The sequence below is a fragment of the Paenibacillus sp. ISL-20 genome (assembly GCF_018613005.1).
Lineage (GTDB): Bacteria > Bacillota > Bacilli > Paenibacillales > Paenibacillaceae > Paenibacillus_AQ.
Genome location: NZ_JAGGRD010000021.1, coordinates 49447 through 71651, shown reverse-complemented (window position 1 = coordinate 71651; position 22205 = coordinate 49447). Strand labels below are relative to the sequence as shown.

23 protein-coding genes are annotated in these 22205 nt (G+C 45.9%); 9 read left to right on the top strand and 14 right to left on the bottom strand.

Features of this window, described 5'->3' with window-relative positions:
- Positions 1-16 precede the first annotated feature (16 nt).
- On the top strand, positions 17-196 hold the full coding sequence (locus J7E85_RS12955) for a hypothetical protein (RefSeq protein WP_215158383.1): 180 nt from the start codon (positions 17-19) through the stop codon (positions 194-196).
- Positions 197-419: 223 nt separating this feature from the next.
- Here J7E85_RS12955 and J7E85_RS12950 read toward each other — a convergent pair whose 3' ends face one another.
- From J7E85_RS12950 to J7E85_RS12940, 3 genes are all read right to left on the bottom strand, one after another.
- A complete protein-coding gene (locus J7E85_RS12950) occupies positions 420-950 on the bottom strand; it encodes a ClbS/DfsB family four-helix bundle protein (protein ID WP_251035682.1) in 531 nt (176 codons plus the stop codon).
- Positions 951-1060: 110 nt separating this feature from the next.
- Entirely contained in the window at positions 1061-2971 is a 1911-nt protein-coding gene (thrS, locus tag J7E85_RS12945) for a threonine--tRNA ligase (protein WP_215158381.1), read from the bottom strand.
- A gap of 452 nt (positions 2972-3423) precedes the next feature.
- Positions 3424-3570, bottom strand: coding sequence for a hypothetical protein (locus tag J7E85_RS12940; protein ID WP_202618922.1), 147 nt, complete (start codon positions 3568-3570; stop codon positions 3424-3426).
- Positions 3571-4050: 480 nt separating this feature from the next.
- Between J7E85_RS12940 and J7E85_RS12935 the strand changes: the two genes are divergently transcribed.
- A complete protein-coding gene (locus J7E85_RS12935; protein WP_215158379.1) occupies positions 4051-4743 on the top strand; it encodes a DUF421 domain-containing protein in 693 nt (230 codons plus the stop codon).
- Between the two features lie 803 nt (positions 4744-5546).
- Here the strand turns inward: J7E85_RS12935 and J7E85_RS12930 are convergent.
- Together J7E85_RS12930 and J7E85_RS12925 are read right to left on the bottom strand one after the other, a co-directional pair.
- A complete protein-coding gene (locus J7E85_RS12930; RefSeq protein ID WP_215158377.1) occupies positions 5547-6329 on the bottom strand; it encodes a GNAT family N-acetyltransferase in 783 nt (260 codons plus the stop codon).
- Positions 6330-6343: 14 nt separating this feature from the next.
- Entirely contained in the window at positions 6344-7516 is a 1173-nt protein-coding gene (locus tag J7E85_RS12925) for a GNAT family N-acetyltransferase (protein WP_215158375.1), read from the bottom strand.
- 307 nt (positions 7517-7823) lie between these two features.
- On the opposite strand from J7E85_RS12925, the gene J7E85_RS12920 reads away from it, so the two are divergent.
- Positions 7824-8363 carry an NADPH-dependent FMN reductase gene (locus tag J7E85_RS12920; RefSeq protein ID WP_213644784.1) on the top strand — a complete coding sequence of 180 codons (540 nt, stop codon included), beginning with the start codon at positions 7824-7826 and terminating at the stop codon, positions 8361-8363.
- A 143-nt stretch (positions 8364-8506) separates the two neighbouring features.
- Here J7E85_RS12920 and J7E85_RS12915 read toward each other — a convergent pair whose 3' ends face one another.
- Positions 8507-9196, bottom strand: a complete 690-nt coding sequence (locus tag J7E85_RS12915) for an ArsR/SmtB family transcription factor (RefSeq protein WP_215158373.1) — start codon at positions 9194-9196, stop codon at positions 8507-8509.
- Positions 9197-9296: 100 nt separating this feature from the next.
- Here J7E85_RS12915 and J7E85_RS12910 point away from each other — a divergent pair, with 100 nt between their 5' ends.
- Positions 9297-9917, top strand: a complete 621-nt coding sequence (locus J7E85_RS12910) for a flavin reductase family protein (RefSeq protein ID WP_215158371.1) — start codon at positions 9297-9299, stop codon at positions 9915-9917.
- Between the two features lie 56 nt (positions 9918-9973).
- On the opposite strand, the gene J7E85_RS12905 is transcribed toward J7E85_RS12910, so the two are convergent.
- The 3 genes from J7E85_RS12905 to J7E85_RS12895 form a co-directional block, all read right to left on the bottom strand.
- Positions 9974-11173 carry a DUF4179 domain-containing protein gene (locus J7E85_RS12905; RefSeq protein WP_215158369.1) on the bottom strand — a complete coding sequence of 400 codons (1200 nt, stop codon included), beginning with the start codon at positions 11171-11173 and terminating at the stop codon, positions 9974-9976.
- A complete protein-coding gene (locus J7E85_RS12900; RefSeq protein ID WP_215158367.1) occupies positions 11139-11732 on the bottom strand; it encodes an RNA polymerase sigma factor in 594 nt (197 codons plus the stop codon). Before J7E85_RS12900 ends, J7E85_RS12905 begins: the two co-directional genes overlap by 35 nt.
- Positions 11733-11890: 158 nt before the next feature.
- Complete coding sequence (locus J7E85_RS12895) at positions 11891-12760, bottom strand: LysR family transcriptional regulator (RefSeq protein WP_215158365.1); 870 nt, start codon at positions 12758-12760, stop codon at positions 11891-11893.
- Positions 12761-12887: 127 nt separating this feature from the next.
- Here J7E85_RS12895 and J7E85_RS12890 point away from each other — a divergent pair, with 127 nt between their 5' ends.
- Entirely contained in the window at positions 12888-13811 is a 924-nt protein-coding gene (locus J7E85_RS12890) for a DMT family transporter (protein ID WP_215158363.1), read from the top strand.
- A 266-nt stretch (positions 13812-14077) separates the two neighbouring features.
- Positions 14078-14902 (top strand): TerC family protein, encoded by an 825-nt coding sequence (locus J7E85_RS12885; protein ID WP_215158361.1) that lies wholly within the window; start codon positions 14078-14080, stop codon positions 14900-14902.
- Positions 14903-15021: 119 nt separating this feature from the next.
- Here the strand turns inward: J7E85_RS12885 and J7E85_RS12880 are convergent, their stop codons facing one another.
- The 3 genes from J7E85_RS12880 to J7E85_RS12870 all read right to left on the bottom strand — a co-directional run bounded on the left by J7E85_RS12880 (position 15022) and on the right by J7E85_RS12870 (position 19085).
- A complete protein-coding gene (locus J7E85_RS12880) occupies positions 15022-16758 on the bottom strand; it encodes an ABC transporter ATP-binding protein (protein ID WP_215158359.1) in 1737 nt (578 codons plus the stop codon).
- 238 nt (positions 16759-16996) lie between these two features.
- Positions 16997-17908 carry an NAD(P)/FAD-dependent oxidoreductase gene (locus J7E85_RS12875; RefSeq protein ID WP_215158357.1) on the bottom strand — a complete coding sequence of 304 codons (912 nt, stop codon included), beginning with the start codon at positions 17906-17908 and terminating at the stop codon, positions 16997-16999.
- Positions 17909-18101: 193 nt separating this feature from the next.
- Entirely contained in the window at positions 18102-19085 is a 984-nt protein-coding gene (locus J7E85_RS12870) for a phosphotransferase family protein (RefSeq protein WP_215158355.1), read from the bottom strand.
- 124 nt (positions 19086-19209) lie between these two features.
- Here J7E85_RS12870 and J7E85_RS12865 point away from each other — a divergent pair, with 124 nt between their 5' ends.
- The 3 genes from J7E85_RS12865 (at position 19210) to J7E85_RS12855 (ending at position 21331) form a co-directional block, all read left to right on the top strand.
- Positions 19210-19950 (top strand): glycosyltransferase family 2 protein, encoded by a 741-nt coding sequence (locus J7E85_RS12865; protein WP_215158353.1) that lies wholly within the window; start codon positions 19210-19212, stop codon positions 19948-19950.
- Positions 19947-20666, top strand: a complete 720-nt coding sequence (locus tag J7E85_RS12860) for a glycosyltransferase family 2 protein (protein ID WP_215158351.1) — start codon at positions 19947-19949, stop codon at positions 20664-20666. Before J7E85_RS12865 ends, J7E85_RS12860 begins: the two co-directional genes overlap by 4 nt.
- A gap of 131 nt (positions 20667-20797) precedes the next feature.
- The gene (locus J7E85_RS12855; RefSeq protein WP_215158460.1) at positions 20798-21331 is read left to right on the top strand and encodes a serine hydrolase domain-containing protein; all 534 of its coding nucleotides are present in this window, start codon (positions 20798-20800) and stop codon (positions 21329-21331) included.
- Positions 21332-21463: 132 nt separating this feature from the next.
- Here J7E85_RS12855 and J7E85_RS12850 read toward each other — a convergent pair whose 3' ends face one another.
- Both J7E85_RS12850 and J7E85_RS12845 read right to left on the bottom strand, forming a co-directional pair.
- Entirely contained in the window at positions 21464-21616 is a 153-nt protein-coding gene (locus J7E85_RS12850) for a hypothetical protein (RefSeq protein WP_215158349.1), read from the bottom strand.
- Positions 21613-22122, bottom strand: coding sequence for an AraC family transcriptional regulator (locus tag J7E85_RS12845; protein WP_215158347.1), 510 nt, complete (start codon positions 22120-22122; stop codon positions 21613-21615). The genes J7E85_RS12850 and J7E85_RS12845 overlap by 4 nt, the downstream gene beginning before the upstream one ends.
- Positions 22123-22205 lie beyond the last annotated feature (83 nt).

The window sequence follows — 22205 nt, the reverse complement described above, 5'->3', positions numbered from 1 at the left end:
TGTTAGAAGACGCTCCATGTACGAAATGGTTCCTACCATCGCTGTTGCCCCCAAATTTCTTGGAATGGTTCTGAGCAAGGACGAAATGCGGGGGGCAATGGCGAGCGCTGACGCTTGTCCGGAATCGATTCGTCCTCTCCGCTACGCCGTGCAGATTTCATACTTTTTTAGACGCAAAGAAACCGTTCTTTGGTAAAATGGAGGTGCTACCCAAACCATTTACGAAAGGAACGGTTTCTTTTGTACATTCAAATACCATGGACCAGCTCTATCTGATCAAACAGAAACTATAGCGGTGTGGGAATAACATCCTGAGCACCGCCATAGCTTTATTTGACACACTTTCTGTTTATGAGAGCCGTACGTCAAGCAACTAGATCTAAATGGGACGGCCCCTCATGTCTGCCGAGCGATATAGTCTAGCCGTCGTACTTCTTCCACTTTCTGATTTTGGTTCTGAAGCTTTTGAACGGTGCGACGGAATTGATATGCAGCCATTTCCACATCGGCCAGTTGGCACTGGTTACCGTCCACTTGCGAACACCCGAATGAAATAACTCTTCCTCACTCAATTGGTTGATCCATTCACACCATTCTTCTGTCCTCTGCTTCAACAACGAACGTAATTCTTCCAAAGAATATCCATCATACGTATGATAGAATTGCTGATACAGCGCCCCCAATTGATTCCATTTATAGTCAGGGGTTGGCGTCGTAACTTCTTTACCCGCAAGTTCATCCTTCTCCCAGCTCATTACCAGCATTAGCCATCCGAGCTGATAGGCGATCATTTCTTGGGGTGTTCTGTCCACTTCGCCAATACGAAGATTCCTTTTATCCTCTGGAACATCATCAAATTCTTGGTCAAAAAGCTTGTACGTTTTTTGAATTTCAGTGATTAAAGCTTCTTTGCTCTGGTACGTTTGCAACGGTACCCTCTCCTTCATCATTTACATGTTCCACCCACTTAACAGGGGCATCCAAATTATACCATGCCCTGAGGCTATGTACGGTGATGAAAATCATCCTGCCCCTTTACAGGGGCAGTCCGTTCGAAGAATTAATATTCTCTTGACGCTATCTCTTTCTGAAGCCGTTCAATCACTTGATCTATGGAGCTTTCACCAAGTTCACCCTCGCCCCGTTTACGGACCGATACGTGATCGGAGTTCATTTCCTTCTCGCCAAGAACCAGCGTGTAAGGCGTTTTTAACAGACCCGCTTCACGGATTTTATAACCCAGCTTTTCATTTCTTACATCGACGTTCACTCGTATGCCGGCATTCTCCAGACGTTTCTTCACCTTTAACGAGTAATCGATATAGTGATCTGACACCGGTATGATCATAACCTGTACGGGAGAGAGCCACATCGGGAAAGCCCCACCGTAATGCTCTGTAAGAATTCCGATAAATCGCTCGATAGATCCGAATACCGCCCGGTGAATAACAACCGGCCGATGCTTCTGGTTATCTTCTCCGATATAGGAAAGATCGAATTTTTCAGGGAATTGGAAATCCAGTTGGATGGTACCGCATTGCCAGCTTCGCTTTAAGGAATCCAAGATATGAAAATCGATTTTCGGTCCATAAAACGCGCCATCCCCTTCATTAATCCGGTACGGCAGCCCTAGTTGATCCAGCACCTGCTGGAGCGATGACTCCGCCTGCTCCCACAATTCTTCAGAGCCCATGGAATCTTCCGGTCTTGTCGATAACTCGATTGTATAATCAAAGCCAAAAACTTGATAAACCTGGCTGATAAAATCGATAACCTGCTTGATTTCTTCCTGGATCTGATCTGGTCTTACAAAAATATGCGCATCATCCTGACAAAACGTGCGCACCCGCATCATGCCGTTAAGAGCTCCTGAGAACTCATGGCGGTGCACTTGACCAAATTCGGAAATACGAATGGGCAGCTCTCTGTAGGAGTGCAGCGAATTTTTGTAGACTAACATATGCCCTGGACAGTTCATCGGCTTCAGCGCATACTCCGTCTCGTCCACTTGCGTGAAATACATATTGTCTTTGTAGTGATCCCAGTGACCGGACATTTCCCACAGCCGCTTGTTCATCATCAGCGGCGTGCGCACTTCATCATAATCGTTATGGAATTGAAGTCCTCTTGCAAATTGCTCCAGTTCATTGCGGATGATCATCCCGTTTGGCAAAAAGAAAGGCATGCCGGGCGCTTCCTCTGAGAACATAAAGAGCCCGAGCTCTTTTCCCAGCTTCCGATGATCCCGTTTCTTAGCCTCTTCCAGCAGCAATAGATGCTCCTCGAGCTGCGACTTCTTCGGAAACGCCGTTCCGTATATTCGTTGCAGCATTTTATTGTCCGAGTTCCCCCGCCAATAAGCACCCGCCACACTCATTAATTTGAATGCCTTGATTCTGCCCGTTGAAGGAAGATGCGGCCCCCTGCACAAATCAATGAATTCCCCTTGCTCATAGACCGAAATGACCTCGTCCTCCGGCAATTCACGGATCAGCTCCATCTTGTATGGGTCATCTTTGAAAATACGTTCAGCCTCCTGACGACCAACCTCCCTGCGAATAATCGGCAGGTCTTCCTGAACGATCTTCTGCATTTCTCCCTCAATGGCAATCAAATCATCGGTTGTAATCGAATGCCCCAGATCCATATCGTAATAAAAACCATCCTCAATGACAGGCCCTACCCCAAAATGGACGGACTTCCTGCCATAGATTCGTTTAACGGCCTGGGCCATCAGATGAGCCGCGCTGTGCCGATACACGTATAGTCCATCCTCTGAATCCAGCGTTATAATACTTACTTCCGCATCTTGACACAGCTCATAATCCAAATCCACGAGTTTCCCATTCACTTTGGCTGCAACAGCCTGTTTCTTTAGACCTGAATGAATGGATTCCGCGATGCGGCTCATCGTCGTTTGTGCGGGATACTCCTTTTGGCTTCCGTCCGGCAGCGTTACTACAATTGACATTGTTATCCCTCCATCAAATTTTGTTTGAACGCAAAAAAGCACTCGATCCCTAAGGGACGAGTGCGTTCAGCTCGTGGTTCCACCCTAATTTGATCGAAAGTTGCATTCGCTCATACGGCCAGCGTGCTCTTTTCGATCCTCATTCAGACATCCGGTAACGGGGATGACTCGGTGTTTTCTAGTTCCATATCTCGATAGTCAAACGACCGATCAGGGTTCAAAAACACAGCTACAAAGGGGTAATCCAAGAAGCAAGCACGGAGGAAGCTTTCACCAATCGCTTCCCTCTCTGGGCAGGTCGTTTCAAGAATCATGTCTTTGATGGTTGCTGATAGTAAAGTACTATAAGTCAGTTTTTTGTAATTGTCAAACAGAATCTGACTGACAGATCCATGTTAATATGGATAACCTCCAGTCTCCCAATACATCCTATGTCAGTATCTCTATCATGGTCACTTTTCTTCATTGTTCATAGACATTTTAATCAGATATCCAACGCCTAAACCGACCAGAACTCCTGGAAACGCACTTCCCAGAGCTAAACCAATACCCGCCCCGATGATGACGCAAGCGTAAATAATGACATCTCCCTTATTCATTCCGTCCATCTCCCTCTGTATGTATTTATGACATAGATCGTAATTTTCTATCACAAAATACATCTTACAAGATGACGTCGCGTCACTTTCAAGTGTTTATTCCATATTGTTTATAACATCAATAAATTCTTCTTTGGCCTGTGTGTCATACTCCTCCGGTAACTTCTCCAACAATTGATGAATGCTGCTGCTCTTCCGCACGGTGAAACGGCTTGTCTAGTTGCTGTTTAATATTAATACATACCTCGTTATTTCATTAAATATCGATTCCTCAATTGATATAGGGGTGATTTCAACCCCGTCCATATCCAGATTGGTAGAAGACATCGAATGTTTGAATTCGACCCGAAGACTGCTTATCAATAGGAAAGGTTTCCCTGCGTATTCAGATCATTCCCGTATAGACTTACCTTGTTTCTACTTAAAGTCAAAGCGTTTAATATCATAGCATATGATATTACCATTCAAGGAGGCTGACCCATGGACATGTATATGGATATAGGGATTAAACTGGTCATCAGCTTTTTTGGATTATGGATTATTACTTTTGTTACGGGGAGAAAAACCATCAGTCAGCTTACACCGCTTGACTTCTTGACATCCCTCGTACTAAGCGAAATTGTCGGCAACACCCTGTATGATGATACCGTTAAAATCAGCCATCTATTGTTCGCTCTTGCTCTTTGGACGACCGTATCTTACCTCTTCGAGAAGGCTGCCACCCACTTTGTTAAGTTTGGATATTTGACTGAAGGCCGAGCGGTACTTCTGATTAATAACGGTAGGATCAACCAAAAGTGGTTGAACAAATACGAAATGGAATATAAACAGCTGCTGTCCATGCTAAGACGGCAAGGCATCTTCTCCTTAAATGAAGTCAAGTATGCGATTCTGGAGACAGACGGATCGCTATCTGTTATGCGCAAACCCGAGTTCGAACCGCCGACGGCCCAGGATATGGGGATGGAAGCCAAGCCGGACATCTTAACGGTTACGGTCATCGACAAGGGCAAACTGCTTGAACAATCGATGCTGGGCAAACCCATTGATCACAACGAGATCAAACAAAAGGCGAGGGAGCAAGGCTTTGACTCCTTGGAGGATATTGCTTATGCGGAATATGGAGATAACGGGGAGTTGTATATTTTTCCCAAAAGGGAGGTTCTGGAATGATCTTATATAGGTTATCCCACCTTGATTTTGCAGGAGACCTTCCTGTCTCTTCTCCAGATTTTCCGACTCAGTTTCGCCCCGTAGGCTACCCGCAAGCACACGGTGCGTCGTTTCGGAAAACAGGTTGTAACACCCCTCGAAGCTAGCTACAAAATAAGGCCAAGCTGGTTTCTTGTTTTGCAACGCGTCATCAAGATATTGCTCGAACTGGTTTAGTCCGTAAATAAAGCCTACTCCACTCTTTTTCGCTATATTCACTATAGTAATCGACTTATAATACACTTGAATTCTGCGATATGATCACCAACATGTGTGGGTCATTTAGTCCAACATAAAATTGTACGGAACAACTTACAATCTGAGGGTTAAGAGGTACCACCGATGAAGTTGTACGAAAGATCGTACAAAATCGGCACGAAAGGGTTCCGTTATAGAACAATTGTATGAAAAATCGTACAACAGAGAGTCTAATGCTAGCTGTTTCAAGAGATTTGTACGAAAAAACGCACAAAACGGGCACGAAGGGGAGCCGTAATAGAACAATTGTATGAAAAATCGTACAAACGAGATCCAAATGCCAGCGGCTGTAAGAGATTTGTACCAAAAATCGTACAAACGAGAGAAACTCACGGGACGGTAGTGGGAAAACAGTTTTGTTTCGGGACGGTTCCTCTAGAAGCCCCTGGTTAGACCAGATATCGACCATTTAAAGCAACTACAAAATAAGGCCAACCAGCTGTTTCTGGTTGACCTAATCATACGAAAGAAGCCTGATTGGTCAGGCTTCTTTTCCTTGCTCCTAACTACAAAGCGAATTCAACGATGTACTGTTTGCACACCGTAACATATCCCAGGGACTGATATAAACGTATCGCGTTTACGTTCTTCTCCAGCACATTCAGATACACGTGGGGAGTGATTGCACGCCCCTTACGGGTCAATTCCGCGCATACCTTTTTGCCGTACCCTTGTCTTCTCCACGCAGCATCCGTGCCAATAATCCCAAGCTCAACATAATCATCGCTATAGATATGGTATCCGCCGAGAGCGATGAGCTCCTGATTCTGAACAACCCCATAGAAGGGGTTTTGAAGCTCTTCCCTTGCAAAAGCCATCGAATGGAATTCAACCATTTTCGACTCGATCATATCAAAGTATGAGGGGTTTAAACGAAACACCTCGTCATCTCCTAACGGCAAATCTTCAAGATGCCGATGCTTCATGAGTAGGATACCTGCGGGAGGTTTCATCACATCAATCTCAGCGTCCAGAACCTCCCATTCATCCTCATTCACGATAAAGCTCCCCTTTGCCCCATCGGGTAATTCCAGATCTCGTTTCATTCGGGACAGCACGGACTGAAATCGAAATGATGTCTGAAGAGGAAAAACCGAAAAGGCATAGAAAGGCAACCCTTTCAGAAAAGCCGCAACACCCAGCAGCTCTCCATGTTCTGAGAACTGCCCATAATGAACGGTCTGATTCTTCCGGCACGTAAGGTAGGAATAATATAAGAAATGCTGATCTCTGTTGATCGTATCCAAGAGGCTCCCCAGCTCTTCAGGCAACAGTCTGCGAATTACCAAATCTTCTCCCTTTCTCAAAAGAAATCCATGAGGTAGGTTTGACCGACGGGAATCATCGACTCCAATTGTGTTACAGCCTTGGGATTTCCGGTCAGACGGTGAATGGCATGCAACTCCTGTGGTCTTTTGTATCCCGCAAACAGCGCCGACAACGTCTGAATATCGGTCGACAGATCAGTCTGCTCCCCATGATCGGACGGAAGCTCCGACAGCTCCGCTTTCCCCTCTTGATTAACCGACAAACTCCATCGGCCTGCATTCCAAGGCGCAGCGGAATCTTCCACCTCGATAGTCATCTCGGCTTCCCGATGCGCTTCAAAAGCGTACTGCTCCACAAAGGATTTCAAATCCACGATGCGGGCCATGAAGTATGGGACCACTTCCTGGGTAACGCGTGGATCCGGCAGCATAAATGGCAGCTGATCATCTCCAGGCACCATTGTCATCGTAACCTGCTCAATTCTGGAATCATGGTTTCCAAAAAAGGTCCAGAGTGCACTTCGTGCTTCTTCATTCAGGTATACAAATTCGTCGCACACGAGATCTTTGTCTTTGAGCTCATATAACGCGTAGCCCGTCGGTTTGCCTTCAGCTGAATAATAAACAACGCTATGACTGTCACCCTGCAGCACGGATCTTGTCCACCATGCTTCATCCCGCACAAGCGTACCGTTATAGCGACTGGCATAGGCATGATACATGCCGTCCAATGTAGGAATATCGGTTACGCCTCTGACAATGCGGCCAGGCACTTCCACCTTACGCGGGAATTTAGAAACTGGAATGATGTACTTTTTAAATTCCGCGTAAAGTTCCCAGCCAAATTTACGATAGAACAGAATCGAAAATGGATGCAGGAAGGAAAGGATCTGGCCTTTGCTCTTCATTTCTTGCAATGCATGTTTGAGCAATGTAGATACATGTCCCTGTCTGCGGTTCTCCGGCCATGTTGCCACGCCGGCAATACCGCCCATATCGAATATGTTTCCATGCAAATAAACTTGCAGCGGGATGATGGTCAGTTTCGCTTGCAGCTCTTCTCCATCAAAAATCCCCCAGAAGTGTTCAGGTTTAAAATGCTTTTGACTGGATTCTCGCTGCTCCGGTGTTAGCGTATATTGAAAGGCATATTCAGATAATTTTGTACTGATCTCAAACTCATCGGCTCTTAATTGTCTAAGTTCCATACTTGATTCACCTCACCAATCTTTATATGTACTTTTGCTGCTGGATTACCATTTTTCTTGACATAGAAATTTTGTTCCAGGGCATATGATCAGTATAACATTGCTGTTGCCTATACGGGTACAAAATACCGTCCGATTCAGGCACAAATCCAACCGTACTTTGGATAAACAAAAAAATCGCAATATTCTCCACGAACTTTTTGTAAGCTACTTGACAAAGTTAATTCCCTGAGATTATGATTAGCTCATGCAAAATAACAAACACATCACGGTAAAAATACATTTAAAATAATCGGGAGGTAACAACATGTCTAAATTGAATATTGGTATCATTTTAGGAAGTACCCGTCAAGGCCGTTTAAGCCCACAAGTAGGTGAATGGGTTAAACGTATTGCTGATGAACGCGGAGATGCAAACTACGAGATCGTAGATATCGCTGATTACAAGCTCCCATTTTTGGGCGAAGCTGATGCTACAGAGCAAGCTACCGCTTGGAACAATAAGCTGAATAGTCTTGACGGCTTTGTATTCATCGTACAAGAATACAACCACAGTATTTCTGCCTCTTTGAAAAATGCACTCGATTTTGCTCGTGAGCCATGGAACAATAAAGCTGCAGGTATCGTAAGTTATGGTTCTGTTGGCGGCGCTCGTGCAGCCGAACATCTGCGTGGAATTCTGGGCGAATTGTCCGTAGCGGATGTCCGTGTACACCCAGCACTTTCGTTATTCACTGATTTCGAGAATGGCTCTGTGTTCAAACCAGCTGATCTTCATCTCGTCAACCTGAATGGCATGCTTGACCAAGTGCTTGCATGGAGCGGAGCATTGAAAACACTGCGCTAATCTCTAATTCAAGGACTGTCCCCTTCATCTTCCGATGAGGTGAGGGCAGTCCTTTTTATTTTTTTTTGCATTCATATTTCTGCATCCATAAATTTATCTGCATCGTCGATCTGCACCATTAGTCCTATACCTAAACCCCGTTCCTACTCCATATCAATATGGAATGTTTCTTTTAACCCCTCTTTGCCTTCAGGCGTAATTTGTATGGCTCTTGTTCTTGGAACGCGTTGTATCCAATGTAACTCGAGTAATCTTTCGAGCAGGGCATGGCCCAATGCTCCAGCCAAGTGATGGCGTCTTTCACTCCAATCCAGGCATCGATGTGCGAAAGAGCGGCGTTGGCGCTTAACACGACTCAGATCAATCTGAAATTCCTTGAAGAAGTTCTCCCCTTTTTCTGTAACCATATATTGATCTTCCACTTCGGATATGACCCCGGCGCTGAGCAGCGAATTTGTCAATTGGATTCCCAAATTCCCCGCAAGATGATCATAACAAGTCCTTGCCTGACGTATGGCTTCAGTCTCCGTGGCTTGGTTTAATGATCTTATTTCGACAGGAGGCGTTATGGATAGAAGTGTCTCCATGACCTGGGCAACCTCTTGATCCTGTATTCCGTAATAACGATGTCTTCCCTGTTGTTCGACGGTGACCAGATTCGCCGCTACCATTTTCGATAAATGGAAGCTGGCCGTTTGCGGTTTAATTTTTGCCATGTACGCCAGCTCGCTTGCCGGGTGATAGCGCCCATCCAATAAGACGGTTAATATAGCCGCTCTCGATGCCTCACTAACGAGTGATGCTACCAAGGCTGCATTTGGATTCGCATACATCTACATCCCTCCTCATGTAATCCACATTTCGATGAGCATCGAATCTTTTCTATTTTACAATGATTTTGGATAGAACAGATCATTTGGGAGGAATCTTTTTATGAAGGAAATTACTGGCATGATCGGCACGGACATCATTAAACCGAAAATTCTTTACTATGGAACTCCGGTTATTTTACTCAATACGCTAAATGAAGATGATACCGTAAATATTAGTCCCATATCCTCTTCATGGGCGCTCGGGGAATATATTATTTTAGGAATCGGACTCGGGGGTAAAGCGATAGAGAACTTGGAAAGACATCCGGAATGTGTCATCAACCTTCCTGACCCTTCCATATGGGAAAATGTTGAGCAGTTAGCCCCTCACACAGGAAAATATCCAGTTCCTGATGATAAGGCAAAGAACGGTTTTTCATATGAAAAAGATAAATATGCGGTATGTGGGTTAACGCCTGCGGATTCTGTCACCGTAAAGCCAACTCGCATTATGGAGTGTCCCATTCAAATCGAGGCTACCGTGAAAAACATTCGGATTCCCGACTATTCTTCCATGTTTGCCATTGTCGAAACACAGGCGATCCATGTACACGCCCATAACAATATCATCTTGAATGAACATCACATTGATCCCGCCAAATGGAGTCCGCTAATCTATAATTTTCGGCATTATTATGGCCTTGGCAATCCGTTAGGCAAAACATTTCGGGCCGAAACTTAACCATATGAAAGAGAGGCCCGCAGCTATGCGGGCCTCTCCCATACTTACACTCGTTGTTATGGTTGAACCGGAATGGTCATTTCCAGATCCTTCAGATATGTTTTATCCCCGTGGCTGTCCTTCCCTTGACCGACAACGCTCCAATCCTTGTTGTTTACGGTCAGGGTAAACGGCTTAATCGTTATGGATTTCGGAGTTCCGTTAATAGGACTGTACAGTTCATCGATATGGTATTCGGTTTTGGGTTCGCTATGGAAGTAACCGAATCTTCTTGGGTTCAGGACATTTCCTTGATCATCCACAAGCTCATAATAGACCATGCTGGCGCTGTAGTCGCCTGTTTGCTCTGCAGAAGCCGGCACCTCGCCTTTACTGTCCAGAACCAGGCGGGTCGATACCGGTGAAATATCCAATTGCTTGACGGTATAACTGAATTGTCCATCCGATTTCGTAGCCTGCTCCGGCTTCACGACAACCGATTTATTAGTGACATTCACAGGGACCTTGAATTCAAAGGTTTCATTCACTTGAGTTACGTTGGCCTGAATGGACAGCTCGAATTGATCAGGCAAATTCAGACCCTTGGTAAGCTCAACGATATAGGCATTGTCCTGTTTAGGATAGTCTCCGAAGTTGCCCTCACCCATCGCCACTTCTTGTCCGTCTACCAGAATTCGCGGCATTTCGATATAACCTTTTTCCTGATCTTCCTTAGCTACTGTCCTCGACTTAATATACTCGCTATCAGGATTACCGATGAATTTAGCATCTTCGCTTATATAAGGAGAAGCTGTACCCGGCAAATCCACTCCCTCGCGCTCCAGTATAAAGGACAACCGGGTTCCATCATATAGAACGTCAGCTACCTTCAACGTCACGCCATCGTGAGTTACGCTCAAGTTAGGTTCGGATAGAATCCCTTGCTCTATAGCGGCTTTAACTGCATCTTCGCTGGTTCCTTCGAATAACACGCCGAGCACTGGAATTTGTTTCAGGGTTGCTGCCATGACCGGCGATACAAATCCTGACCCGATTACGCTTCCTCCCAGCACAGCAGCTGCGGATGCAACGAGTATTGTTCTTTTTAAAACGTTCGGTTGCCGTTTGGATGATGTTCTTGTCCTTGTCATTTCACGTTCTCCAATCCTGTTCATAATTTGATAGCTCATGCTATTCTTCGGTAAAGACGATTCACGAATCATTTCTTCTAGTGCATTCATTTCAGCGAATTCCGTTTGTTTCGGCAATTGTCCCACGTGCCACCTCTCCTTTTTGGCTTATTCGGTCCAACAGTTTATGTCGTAACCGTTCATACTTCTTTCGTATCGTTGCTGATTTGATTCCCATAATGTCGCTGATTTCCTCAAAGGTATACTGTTCAACCGCCTTCAGCAGCAGTATGTGTCGTTCTTCTGCTGTCAGGTAGGTTAACAGCTCGTACACAACCGGCTCGTGCTGAGATATTTGCATAACCGGCTGCTGTTCCTTGTAATGCTCGATCAGGTTAAGAAAACGGCTCTGCTTCTTTTTGATATTGATCAAATGATGATAGGCCATTTTATACAACCAGGCGGAGAAAGACACTTGTCTCTTGTACTGATGAAGATGTTCATAGGCACGAATAAAAATTTCTTGTACCGCATCTTCGGTCTCCGCATGATTTTTTAGAATATAGTAGCAGTACGTGTACATCTGCTGCTCAAACTGGAGGATGATCGCTTGGTATGCGTGTTTATCTCCTAATTTGACTTGTTCTACAACCGCTTCAATGGCTTCTCTCTTTCCTTCCGCTTCCCCGGGGATGGTTGGCTGCAAGCGAGCTCACCTCCTTCTTTGTTTACCTATATAACAATCCCAACAAGCGATTTTGTGACACGAATTGTTTTATGTAGTGAAATAACATGAACGAAGCTCTTGCCCTGTAATAGAGTCTGGATGCTAGGTACGAGCCTCATTTAGCCCCCGTTTAGTAGCTACAGCTTGGGGTAACTCTTAACATAATTCAAGAATCGCTTCGTAGCTGGAGATATTTCCCGCATGGAGTTTACGGCAATGCCAAGCGATCTGAAGCTCTTCTCCTTCAATTCGATCAACCGTATATTTCGCTGCTGCCCTCGCAGCACAAGTTCAGGAAGAATGCTGATGCCGAGGCCCTTCTCCACCATGGCCATAATGGCATAATCGTCACTAAGTGTATATTTGATATCCGGCTTGATCCTGGCCTTCTCCAGCATCCGGTTCACATCATAATCGGAACCCTTACTGGGCATAACAAACGGTTCATTCTCAATCTGGGATAATGTAATAGAGTCCTCAGCACTGAGCGGATGTTCCATAGGCAGCAATACGAGCATCGGGTCTTGATGCAGGGGAATCGCATCGAATATATCCAACGTTGGAAGTGACAGGAACCCGCAATCAATCTTGCCCTCCGCGATCCAATCCTCAATTTCCCGGTAATCTCCTTCAACCAATCGAATCTCGATATGGGGATAATCCCGCTGGAAATCCTGAATAATCCCCGGCAGCCAGTGAACACCGACGCTGGTAAAGGTACCGATGTGGATGGTACCCAGCTCGATACCATGAATGGAAGCTACCTGCTGCTCCAAATGTTCGTTCCACTTCAGGATTTCACGTATCGTCTTCAGAATCTCCTCACCATTGGTCGTCAGCTTCGCTCCTGAACGGTTCCGGATCAGCAACGAGAAACCAAACTCATCTTCCAGGCTGTTGATCATGTGACTGACACCGGACTGTGTAAATCCCATGACTTCGGCGGCTTTGGTTAAGCTACCGAGCTCGACGACCTTCAATAATACTTTGAATTTATTTATACTCACGGGAAATCCTCCTGATCATTTCATACATTAATTTTACTCATATTTATTATTAGAAACATTCGTTTTACTTGTCTATTGTACGTGAGTATACTGATTTTGTTCAATCACTAGAAGGAGGAAAAAGAACTTGAAACCGCTGAAGGCCGATCTTATGATTTTGTTCATCACCATTTGTTGGGGCTCGTCCTATCTTTTTATGAAAATGGGACTGGATTCGCTAGGAGAGTTTAATTTGATAGCCCTACGCTTCGGATTGGCCTTTATACTCGCAGGAGTGATTTTCTTCCCCCGCTTGCGCCAGGTTAACGTAAAGACGATTCGGTATGCCATGCTCCTAGGCTTTATATTATTTATCATGTTCACCGCGCTTACCTTCGGTCTGAAGACCACGACAACATCCAATGCCGGATTTCTGGTCAGTTTAACGGTGGTGTTTGTCCCTTTATTACATACGTTTCTATTTAAGAAAAAAATAGAGAACAAAGTGATTGTCAGTATTTTGCTAGCCTTAACCGGCATTGCGCTGTTGACCATCCAGCTTCCTTTTACATTTAAGATCGGTGATCTGTTCTGTATAGCGGCGGCATTATGTTATGCGCTTCATATTAATATGGTAAGCACTGCCGCGCAGAAGGTCGATACGCTAAGCCTCGGCATCCTGCAGCTTGGGTTCACGGGATTGTATGCGTACATCTCGTCTCTACTCTTTGAAACTCCAGTATGGCCGAGCACGACCCACTCGTGGATTGCCGTCCTTGTTCTTAGCGTTGTATGCACCGCGGTCGGGTTCATCTTCCAGACGATCGCCCAAAAATATACCACGGCTACCCGGACGGGACTTGTGTTCTCCCTGGAACCTGTATTCGCGGCGCTGGTCGGATTCTGGTTTGCTCACGAGATCATGAATTCCAATCAATATTGGGGTGCTGCCCTTGTGTTCCTTAGCGTGGTTTTATCAAGCGTTAATGTAAAAGTGAGGAGACGCTCTACCATTAAGAATAGACCGTTCCGATGGAGTCGTATTCTGCTGAATTCAAGTAAAAAAGCTTGACTTATGCCCCAAAAATTTATATCTTTATATCACGGCTTAACTGATGACGATATCAGTTATGCAGGAACGTGATTAAAGGGGAGTAGCTGACACAACAAAGTCGTCATTACGGGAAAGTTCCCCGGCTTTGTTGGCAACGATACGTTGTTTGCGAGACCTTTACCACACACTCTGTGGTGAAGGTCTCTTTTGGATTATAAAGGGCCTTCACCTGCCGGTGGAGGTCTTTTTGTGCCTTCAATACTACAAAACTAGGAGGAACTAGTATGGAGCTTTTATTGGAGTATGGATGGGTACTGTTGGTGCTCATCGCACTGGAAGGGTTGCTTGCAGCAGATAATGCGCTGGTCCTTGCCATTATGGTAAAACATTTACCCGAGGAACAGCGTAAAAAGGCTTTATTTTACGGGTTGCTCGGTGCGTTTGTCTTCCGCATCGGATCGCTGTTCTTAATCTCGTTCCTGGTGGACGTATGGCAGGTACAAGCCATTGGCGCACTTTATCTTCTCTACATTTCGATCAATCACACATTGAAACACGTTATCAAAGGCAAGAAACCGACGGAAGACGCTAAGCCGAAACCGGACAAACTCAAGAAGCAATCCGGCTTCTGGATGACCGTCTTCAAAGTGGAAGTTGCAGACATCGCATTTGCCGTAGACTCGATACTTGCAGCCGTAGCGCTGGCTGTGGCACTGCCTCCAAGCGGTCTGGCGAACATCGGCGGCTTGGACGGAGGTCAATTTATCGTCATCTTCCTGGGAGGATTCATTGGTCTGATCATCATGCGTTTCGCGGCATCCTACTTCGTGAAGCTGCTGCAGCAGCGCCCCGGACTTGAAGTGGCGGCATTCCTCATTGTCGGTTGGGTAGGGGTCAAACTTGCAGTCATCACCCTTGCGCATCCCGATGTTGCCCTTATCGACCATCACTTCCCGGAGAGCTCGATCTGGAAGGCATCCTTCTATATTGTTCTTGTGCTGATTGCCGTTATCGGATGGTTTAGTTCATCGAAAGAGAAAGTACAAGACGAGGACAATGCAATCAAGGAAGTGGAAGATCAGCAGCCTGGAAAAACGCTTCAAGGGTAAATCCTGTTTCGGATGAAACTGGGCAACGCAACCACGCAATCTATAGATCGATCCAACAATAGGAAAAGGCGATTTGCTGACCGGTGCATAAACCGATCACAAATCGCCTTTCTTCCTGCTTATATGGTTAATTGCATATTGTATAAATTCGCATAAGCGCCTTGACGAGCAATTAATTCATCATGCGTGCCCTGTTCTTCAATTCCATCCTCGGATAAAACGACGATTCGCTGCGCATTCCGTACCGTTGTCAGGCGATGAGCAATGACAAGCGTTGTGCGGTTATTACTCAACCGTTCCAGCGAATCCTGGACGGCTCGCTCGCTTTCATTATCCAGGGAACTGGTCGCTTCATCAAAAATGAGGATCGGCGGATTCTTCAGGAACACGCGTGCAATGCTGAGCCGCTGCTTCTGTCCCCCGGACAGCTTCACGCCGCGCTGCCCGATATCCGTATCATAACCGTCCGGCAGTGCTATGATGAAATCATGGGCATTCGCTCTTTTTGCAGCTTCGATGATTTCCTCCTCGCTGGCCTCCATATTGCCATACCGGATATTATCGAAGACGGTCCCCGCAAACAAATATACATCCTGCTGAACAATCCCAATATGACTTCTTAACGAGTGCTGTGTGATATCCCGGATATCGTGTCCATCCAGCATAATGCGTCCTTCACTCACTTCATAAAAGCGCGGAATCAACGAACACAATGTCGTCTTGCCGACGCCGGAAGGACCTACCAATGCCACATACTCACCGGGCTCGATGTCCAGAGATACATGTTTCAGCACATATCCATAGTTATCTTTGTATCGGAAGCTTACGTTCTGAAATGTGATATTCCCCTGAACCTGCGTGATCGCCGCAGCATCCACGGAATCCTCGATATCCGGCTCTACCTCCAAAATCTCCATAAACCGGTCGAATCCCGTGATACCCTCCTGATACAGCCTGGCGAAATTAACCAGCCGCTGGATCGGTTCGATGAGAATGCCGATGCATAAGAAAAACGTCAGCAAATCCGCCAGTTCCAGCGAGGCATCCACAATTGCGGCTCCGCCAAACACAATGACCGCTATGGTAATGAGTTGGGTAAACCCGACCAACCCTTCGTGAAAGTAGGTTTCGCTCTTATACCCTTCCCTTCTGCTGTCAACGAACCGCCCGTTAGCGTAGGCGAATTTTTTCCTCTCCACATGTTCGTTCGTAAACGACTTCACCACGCGGATACCCGATAGAGAATCCTCCACCTGCGCGTTGATATCCCCGATCCGATCCTTGCTTACCCGCAGCGCCACATTCATCTTCTTATTAAAATAAAAAGCAAACACGGCCATGACCGGCAGAAAGAGAAACACGATCAGGGTAAGCTTCACGTCAATATACATTAAGATGATGAATGCGCCGAGGAACTTCAGAACGGAAATGAGGATATCTTCGGGTCCATGGTGATACAATTCGGTTAGCGATAGAATGTCATTGGTGGTGCGGGTCATGAGCTGCCCGGTTTTGTTCTCATCGTAGAACCCAAAAGACAGCTTCTGAAAATGGTCAAACAGCTCACGTCTCATGTCACTCTCCATATAAGCCCCCATCATATGTCCTTTGTAAGAAATGAACATATCGCAGAAGGTGTGGATGAGGACCATGGCCAGCATGACGGCACCCACCGCATAGATTTGGTTCAGCGGATTCGGGGAATTCCCTTCCAACACGTTGATGGTGATATATCGTATACAGAGCGGAAGCATGAGTGTAATGGCCGAGACCACAAAAGCGCATGCCAAGTCTGCAAATAATAACCCCAGATACGGTTTATAATAGGACAAAAATTTCTTGGTTCGAGAATTCAAATCGATCTCCTCCATAATGTCGGAGGGTTAAATGTTCATATCCCTCCAAACTTGATTCATGATGTAGTCCATTGTTTTTCTCATTCCAAACACCCTTCCTTTTACTTGATAACTCCATCATACCCACAAACGGCACCACCCCGGAGTGTAAGAATCATTTATAATCAAAAAATCCCCTAAGGGTATTAAAAAGGCAGACATGGATACTAACCAAGCCTGCCTCTCGTATATTCAAGTTTTAACGATTCCAACGTTCGTTAAGCAGCTCACCATTGATGGCTGCCGCAGCCAAGGCTCCCATTGAAGCGGCGGCAATGGCTTGATACATTTCGGTGGCTGCATCACCGGCGCTGTAGACGCCTGGCACGCTCGTTTTGCCAAAAGAATCAATGACCACGCTTCCGGCTTCATTGATATCACAGCCGATAGCGGCCGGCAATTCAGAGCCGGAGACCAGCTTCGGCGCAAAAAAGATGCCCGTGCAAGGAATGCTCTCTCCATCCTCCAACACGACTTGCCGTACCATCCCTTCGTTCGACTCAATGCGATGAATTGGGGAGCTGAATATGGGGATGTTATGCTCCTCCAATTCTTGGCGCTGTTCATCCGTCAGTTCATCCGGTCCATTGGTACAGATCGTATAACGATCACTCCAACCTGCAATGACTTTGGCAAAATGCGCTGCACCCGCACCCTTGGCAATCACGACAAGCGGCTGATCCCGCAGTTCCCATCCATCGCAATATGGGCAGACGAAGGCGCTTTTCCCATATACGTCTGCCAATCCGTTAATATCCAATGGGATATCTTTCTTTCCGACGGCAAAGAGCAGCTTTTTACTACGGTATACCGTCCCCTGACCTGTTGTGATTTGAAAATCACCATCGACACCTGTGACCGAAGCGGCTGTATCCTCTACAAAACTAACAGAAGGATAAACGCTAATCTGTTCCCTTGCGATCCTGCGAAATTCCGATGGGCTAATGCCATCTCGGGTAAGAAAACCATGGGTTTCGCGGGTAACCCGATTTCGCGGCTTCCCTTCATCCATCAGCACCACATGTTTTCTAGCTCTCCCCAATACCAACGCAGCATTCAAGCCTGCCGGCCCCCCGCCAATAATAAGGACATCATGCATTTGTTCACTCATTTATACCAACACCTTTCTGGATCTTTAATGTCTATAATAATAGTACAAGAAGACATTCCTTCTTGTTTTTCTTCGTGCTCAAGGAAGACTGCCACCAAGATTCATTATTACAGACTTATGATGTCTATTATAGATAAAGACAGTCTATAATGCAATTCAAATTCTTATTTTGATTTACGAATAGAATAAAAATTCAGCCCTTCGTAACCTGAACGGTTCCCGCAATTAAACGCTGAAGATCATGCATTCGATTGGGCGTAGCTAAGCTGGAATGGGTTAACATATCGCACAAGGCAACAAGATCCTCAAGCTTGGACAGGATTTTCCAATGAACATACAGAACCGCTCCTTCCTCACGATATGCACGAACAAAGTTCTTTTCAAATACAGATCCATCGGGTTCGTATCGAAGCATATTGGCTATATCTACGTATCGGTTCCATGAAAAAGCGTCCTCCCAATCAAGCACTGCCGAAACCTCACATCCTTCAGGACCATGCCGCATTAATATATTTAATCCATTATAGTCTGAGTGAACAAGCATAGGCGTATCTTCAATCTCCGACAATAAATGACTGTACGTTTGACTGAAGGACCATACCGATTGAGCTAGCTCTTCCCCGAGCCATTGGCCGCATAGATCCTGAAAGAGGCTTTGTTCAATAAATGCGAGAAACCGTTCCCCGTCCATCCTCATCGGATCCTGGACTGTCATGTCCCCATTGAAGAAACCGGATTCCGTAAAAGTGTGTTTATGGATGTTGGCGAGAGTGCGTCCGGCGGAGGCTGCAGCGGCAACGAGATCCTGCTCGCTTCCGTCGCGCATCACGTCACGAAGAAGTCCGCCTTCCTTCCACTCCATTATCGCCCATGGCTTATCGAATACGCCGCAACTCATATCCGCATAGATATAATCGGCAACAGGAACAGTTTGGCGTACTCTTCGAATGATAGCCAGCTCTTTTTCGGCAATCTCCCGACCTTTCCTGAACAAGCGCAGCACGAAAGGCTCTGCACTGCCTTCCAGACGAATTTTGTAGTTGGTATTGCTAAGTCCGGTACCGATCCGTTCAGCGGTTGCTACTTTTTTACCGGGGAATACGGGTGAAATGATGTCATGAATTTGTGTGATGTCTAGTTGCATCGGCGGCACTGCGCGTTCCCATCCTTCTTTCATCTCGATGCCCTCCTATTATAAAAATTTTAAAGTTGACATGCAGTAATGCCGTTACCTCTATTTATAGTTTACATATTCTAATGTGATATATGAAATCATCTTCACAGATAAGGAGAGTGATATAATGGCAGCTAGCTTTAAAAATAGTTCAACACCGCAAGGCGTATCGGTTATTACCTGTACCAATCGCCCTAATTATATTAAAAACTTGTTTCATAATTTCACTAGACAATCCCACTCCAAGAAAGAGCTCATTATCGTCATCAACGATAGTTCAATCGCCCTCTCTCCTTACCAACAAATGGCCAACAAGCATCGAAACATACAAATTTACCGCATGCCCGAACATGTCACGCTGGGTGCATGTCTAAATTACGCCGTGAGCAAAACGAAATACGGCATCATTGCCAAATTCGATGACGACGACTATTACGCCCCCTACTATTTGTCGGACAGCCTGAAGTCATTAAGAAGATCGAACGCCGATATTATAGGAAAACGCGCACATTATATGTATTTACAAGGCTCCAAAACTCTGATTCTACGTTTTCCTAACGATGAAAATCGCTCCGTAACCAAACTCCCTGGTGCTACGCTCATGTTTAAAAAGAACGTCGTTAACAAAGTACGATTCCCAAATCAAAACGTTGGTGAAGACGATCTATTTTGCATGAGAAGTAAGAGTAAGGGTTACAGGATCTATTCCGGTGATAAGTATCATTTTGCGGCAGTACGACGGAAAAATTCATCCAGCCATACATGGGTCATCAGTGATAAAGAACTTACCGACAATCACCCTAAGGTTCCGTACGTAAAAGACTACAAAACATTCGTTCAGCGGAAATCTGGAGGCGATCGAACTTGACGAGAACGTCAATCTCTCCATCGCAGCCCACTGTTTCGATCATCACCTGTACCAAAAGAGCGGAATGCCTGCACAATCTGTTAGAGAATTACGTCAGACAGAATTACAGGCACAAAGAGTTAATCGTCATAATAAATCATAGCAGCCTAAAGCTATCGGAATATCAAATGGCAGCCAAGCCATATCGTAACGTGAGAATATATAGTAAGCCTGAAGACTTATCGCTCGGCAGCTGCCTCAATTTTGGAGTAAAGGTCTCCAAGCACAGCATCATTGCTAAATTTGACGACGATGATTATTACGCTCCCGATTATCTGAAAGACAGCGTCCACCTCATGATCAAGACTCGTGCTGATATTGTAGGAAAAAGGGCTCACTTCATGCAGCTTGCCGGTCAAAAGGATCTTCTGTACCGTTACCCCAACATGGCCAATCAATGGGTTCCCCTTGTTCAAGGGGCGACCCTTCTGGTTAGACGGAACGTATTCAATCAGGTAGCGTTTCCGAACCAAAATCGCAGCGAGTGCGTCAAGTTTTGTGCTGATTGTATAACTCGTAACTTTAGAATATACTCTGGTAGTCCCTACCATTTCATAGCGAATCGAAGACGGAACTCCAAAAATCACACCTGGATGGTAAGTGACAAGAATCTATTAACTCAACACGTTAAAAGGCTACAAGTAGACAACGCAAAGAAATTCGCGAGCAGAAGCTGAACGAATGGTGACTCGAGCCTTCCCCTAGAAACGGAGAGCTCGAGTCATTCATAAAATTCCAGTGAACGAGGTGAAATTAAGCATGCAGGCTACGCCGCATAAAGGGTTGAACATATGAATCTGACAAGAAAATCGTTGAAGCCCCTACCCGCTTTAACGTAGCTTCCGTCCGCAAATCATACATCGGCTTTGCCATCGCGTTAGCGGTGCACCAACAAAAGATAGCAAGCATTGATGATGAGATCGCAGATTACCTGGTGGATTTGGACACGGATATCGTGAGGGGAACGACCATTAGACACTTATTGACCCATACGCACGGGCTCTTAAACCATCAGCAAAGGCGGTTTCCCGCAGGAACCGGATGGCATTACAATAACGTTGGCATTAAAATGCTCAATAGACTTATTCAGCAGGTCTTTGATATGTCTCTCGCCCAGGTTATGATGCACCATGTCTTCCGGCCATGTCATCTCATGGAGACGGGATGGACCATGGACAGAGACGAACATCTGGTATGGTTAGGCGAAGAATATACTTCCGAAAGCGGTGATCAAGCAAATCTATTTGTGAGTGCACGCGATTTGGCATTTTGGGGGTATCTTCACTTGAATAAAGGATTCATTCAGGGGAAGCAGATCATCCCTCGCGACATTTTTGAATAGACTACCACCAATCAAAGCCCTCCGGCTCTTGACCATCGTTTGCCGAGAAACGGTTATACTTAGTGGATCCAAGACAAACCGAGAGCCATCTCGGAAATAGGTAGCACGCTCCCCAGCGGTACATATCAAATATTAGGAATCACCGGTTGCGCTTGCTTGGTCATCCCCGATCACAAGATCGTTGCTGTCCGGATGTATAATCAGGCAGAGCCCAATCTGCCGGGCTACAACTATCTGGAGGATATCCGGTCGTTTGGCGATCAGGTTCTGACGTGTTCGTCTCATTTCACGTAAACACCGTAGTCCAATATGACATTCCCCTGTTCATCTGGCGTCATGAACCGGATATCGTGATAGCGTTCGAAAAACCACGGATTGTCGTCCAAGATCCAGCCTTGTTCGGCGATTTTAGCCATACATGCGTTATGGGGTTCCATACCGAAAAGCTCACCATTATCCCTATTGCCGTACAACCAACAGATCCCCACATCGCCTTCCGCCAGGTCCGCATAATCAAACCCTACCGGAACTTCCGTGTGCTCCGGGAACAGCATCCCGATCCAATATTCAAACTGATTCCCGCTCATTCGCATGAGACCGTAAGAAGAACCCTCAGATTCCGGCAGTGCGCCAAGCTTCCCGATTTCTTCGAACCAGCCATTGGCGAACCATTCATCCCATCGGTCCGCGAAGCTTCCGGCCGCATTCCGATGCTCATCGGAATAGCGTTTGCCGATCAAGCGAGCTGACGGGATATGTTCTTTATATACCTTGGTTACTTCTGCTGTCACGATCCTCACTCTCCTGCTCATTTATAGTTATGTACATATTAATTGAATTCTCTCGCAAGCATGAGAATCCTGCAAAGGATGGA

What these genes read in the sequence shown, in the direction of transcription:
- J7E85_RS12920 (WP_213644784.1), top strand. Translation starts at nt 7,824, where the DNA reads ATGTCTAAATTGAATATTGGTATCATTTTAGGAAGTACCCGTCAAGGC.
- J7E85_RS12865 (WP_215158353.1), top strand. Translation starts at nt 19,210, where the DNA reads ATGGCAGCTAGCTTTAAAAATAGTTCAACACCGCAAGGCGTATCGGTT.
- J7E85_RS12910 (WP_215158371.1), top strand. Translation starts at nt 9,297, where the DNA reads ATGAAGGAAATTACTGGCATGATCGGCACGGACATCATTAAACCGAAA.
- J7E85_RS12870 (WP_215158355.1), bottom strand. Translation starts at nt 19,085, where the DNA reads ATGAAAGAAGGATGGGAACGCGCAGTGCCGCCGATGCAACTAGACATC.
- J7E85_RS12935 (WP_215158379.1), top strand. Translation starts at nt 4,051, where the DNA reads ATGGACATGTATATGGATATAGGGATTAAACTGGTCATCAGCTTTTTT.
- J7E85_RS12940 (WP_202618922.1), bottom strand. Translation starts at nt 3,570, where the DNA reads ATGAATAAGGGAGATGTCATTATTTACGCTTGCGTCATCATCGGGGCG.
- J7E85_RS12885 (WP_215158361.1), top strand. Translation starts at nt 14,078, where the DNA reads ATGGAGCTTTTATTGGAGTATGGATGGGTACTGTTGGTGCTCATCGCA.
- J7E85_RS12850 (WP_215158349.1), bottom strand. Translation starts at nt 21,616, where the DNA reads ATGAGACGAACACGTCAGAACCTGATCGCCAAACGACCGGATATCCTC.
- J7E85_RS12915 (WP_215158373.1), bottom strand. Translation starts at nt 9,196, where the DNA reads ATGTATGCGAATCCAAATGCAGCCTTGGTAGCATCACTCGTTAGTGAG.
- J7E85_RS12925 (WP_215158375.1), bottom strand. Translation starts at nt 7,516, where the DNA reads ATGGAACTTAGACAATTAAGAGCCGATGAGTTTGAGATCAGTACAAAA.
- J7E85_RS12950 (WP_251035682.1), bottom strand. Translation starts at nt 950, where the DNA reads ATGATGAAGGAGAGGGTACCGTTGCAAACGTACCAGAGCAAAGAAGCT.
- thrS (WP_215158381.1), bottom strand. Translation starts at nt 2,971, where the DNA reads ATGTCAATTGTAGTAACGCTGCCGGACGGAAGCCAAAAGGAGTATCCC.
- J7E85_RS12875 (WP_215158357.1), bottom strand. Translation starts at nt 17,908, where the DNA reads ATGAGTGAACAAATGCATGATGTCCTTATTATTGGCGGGGGGCCGGCA.
- J7E85_RS12955 (WP_215158383.1), top strand. Translation starts at nt 17, where the DNA reads ATGTACGAAATGGTTCCTACCATCGCTGTTGCCCCCAAATTTCTTGGA.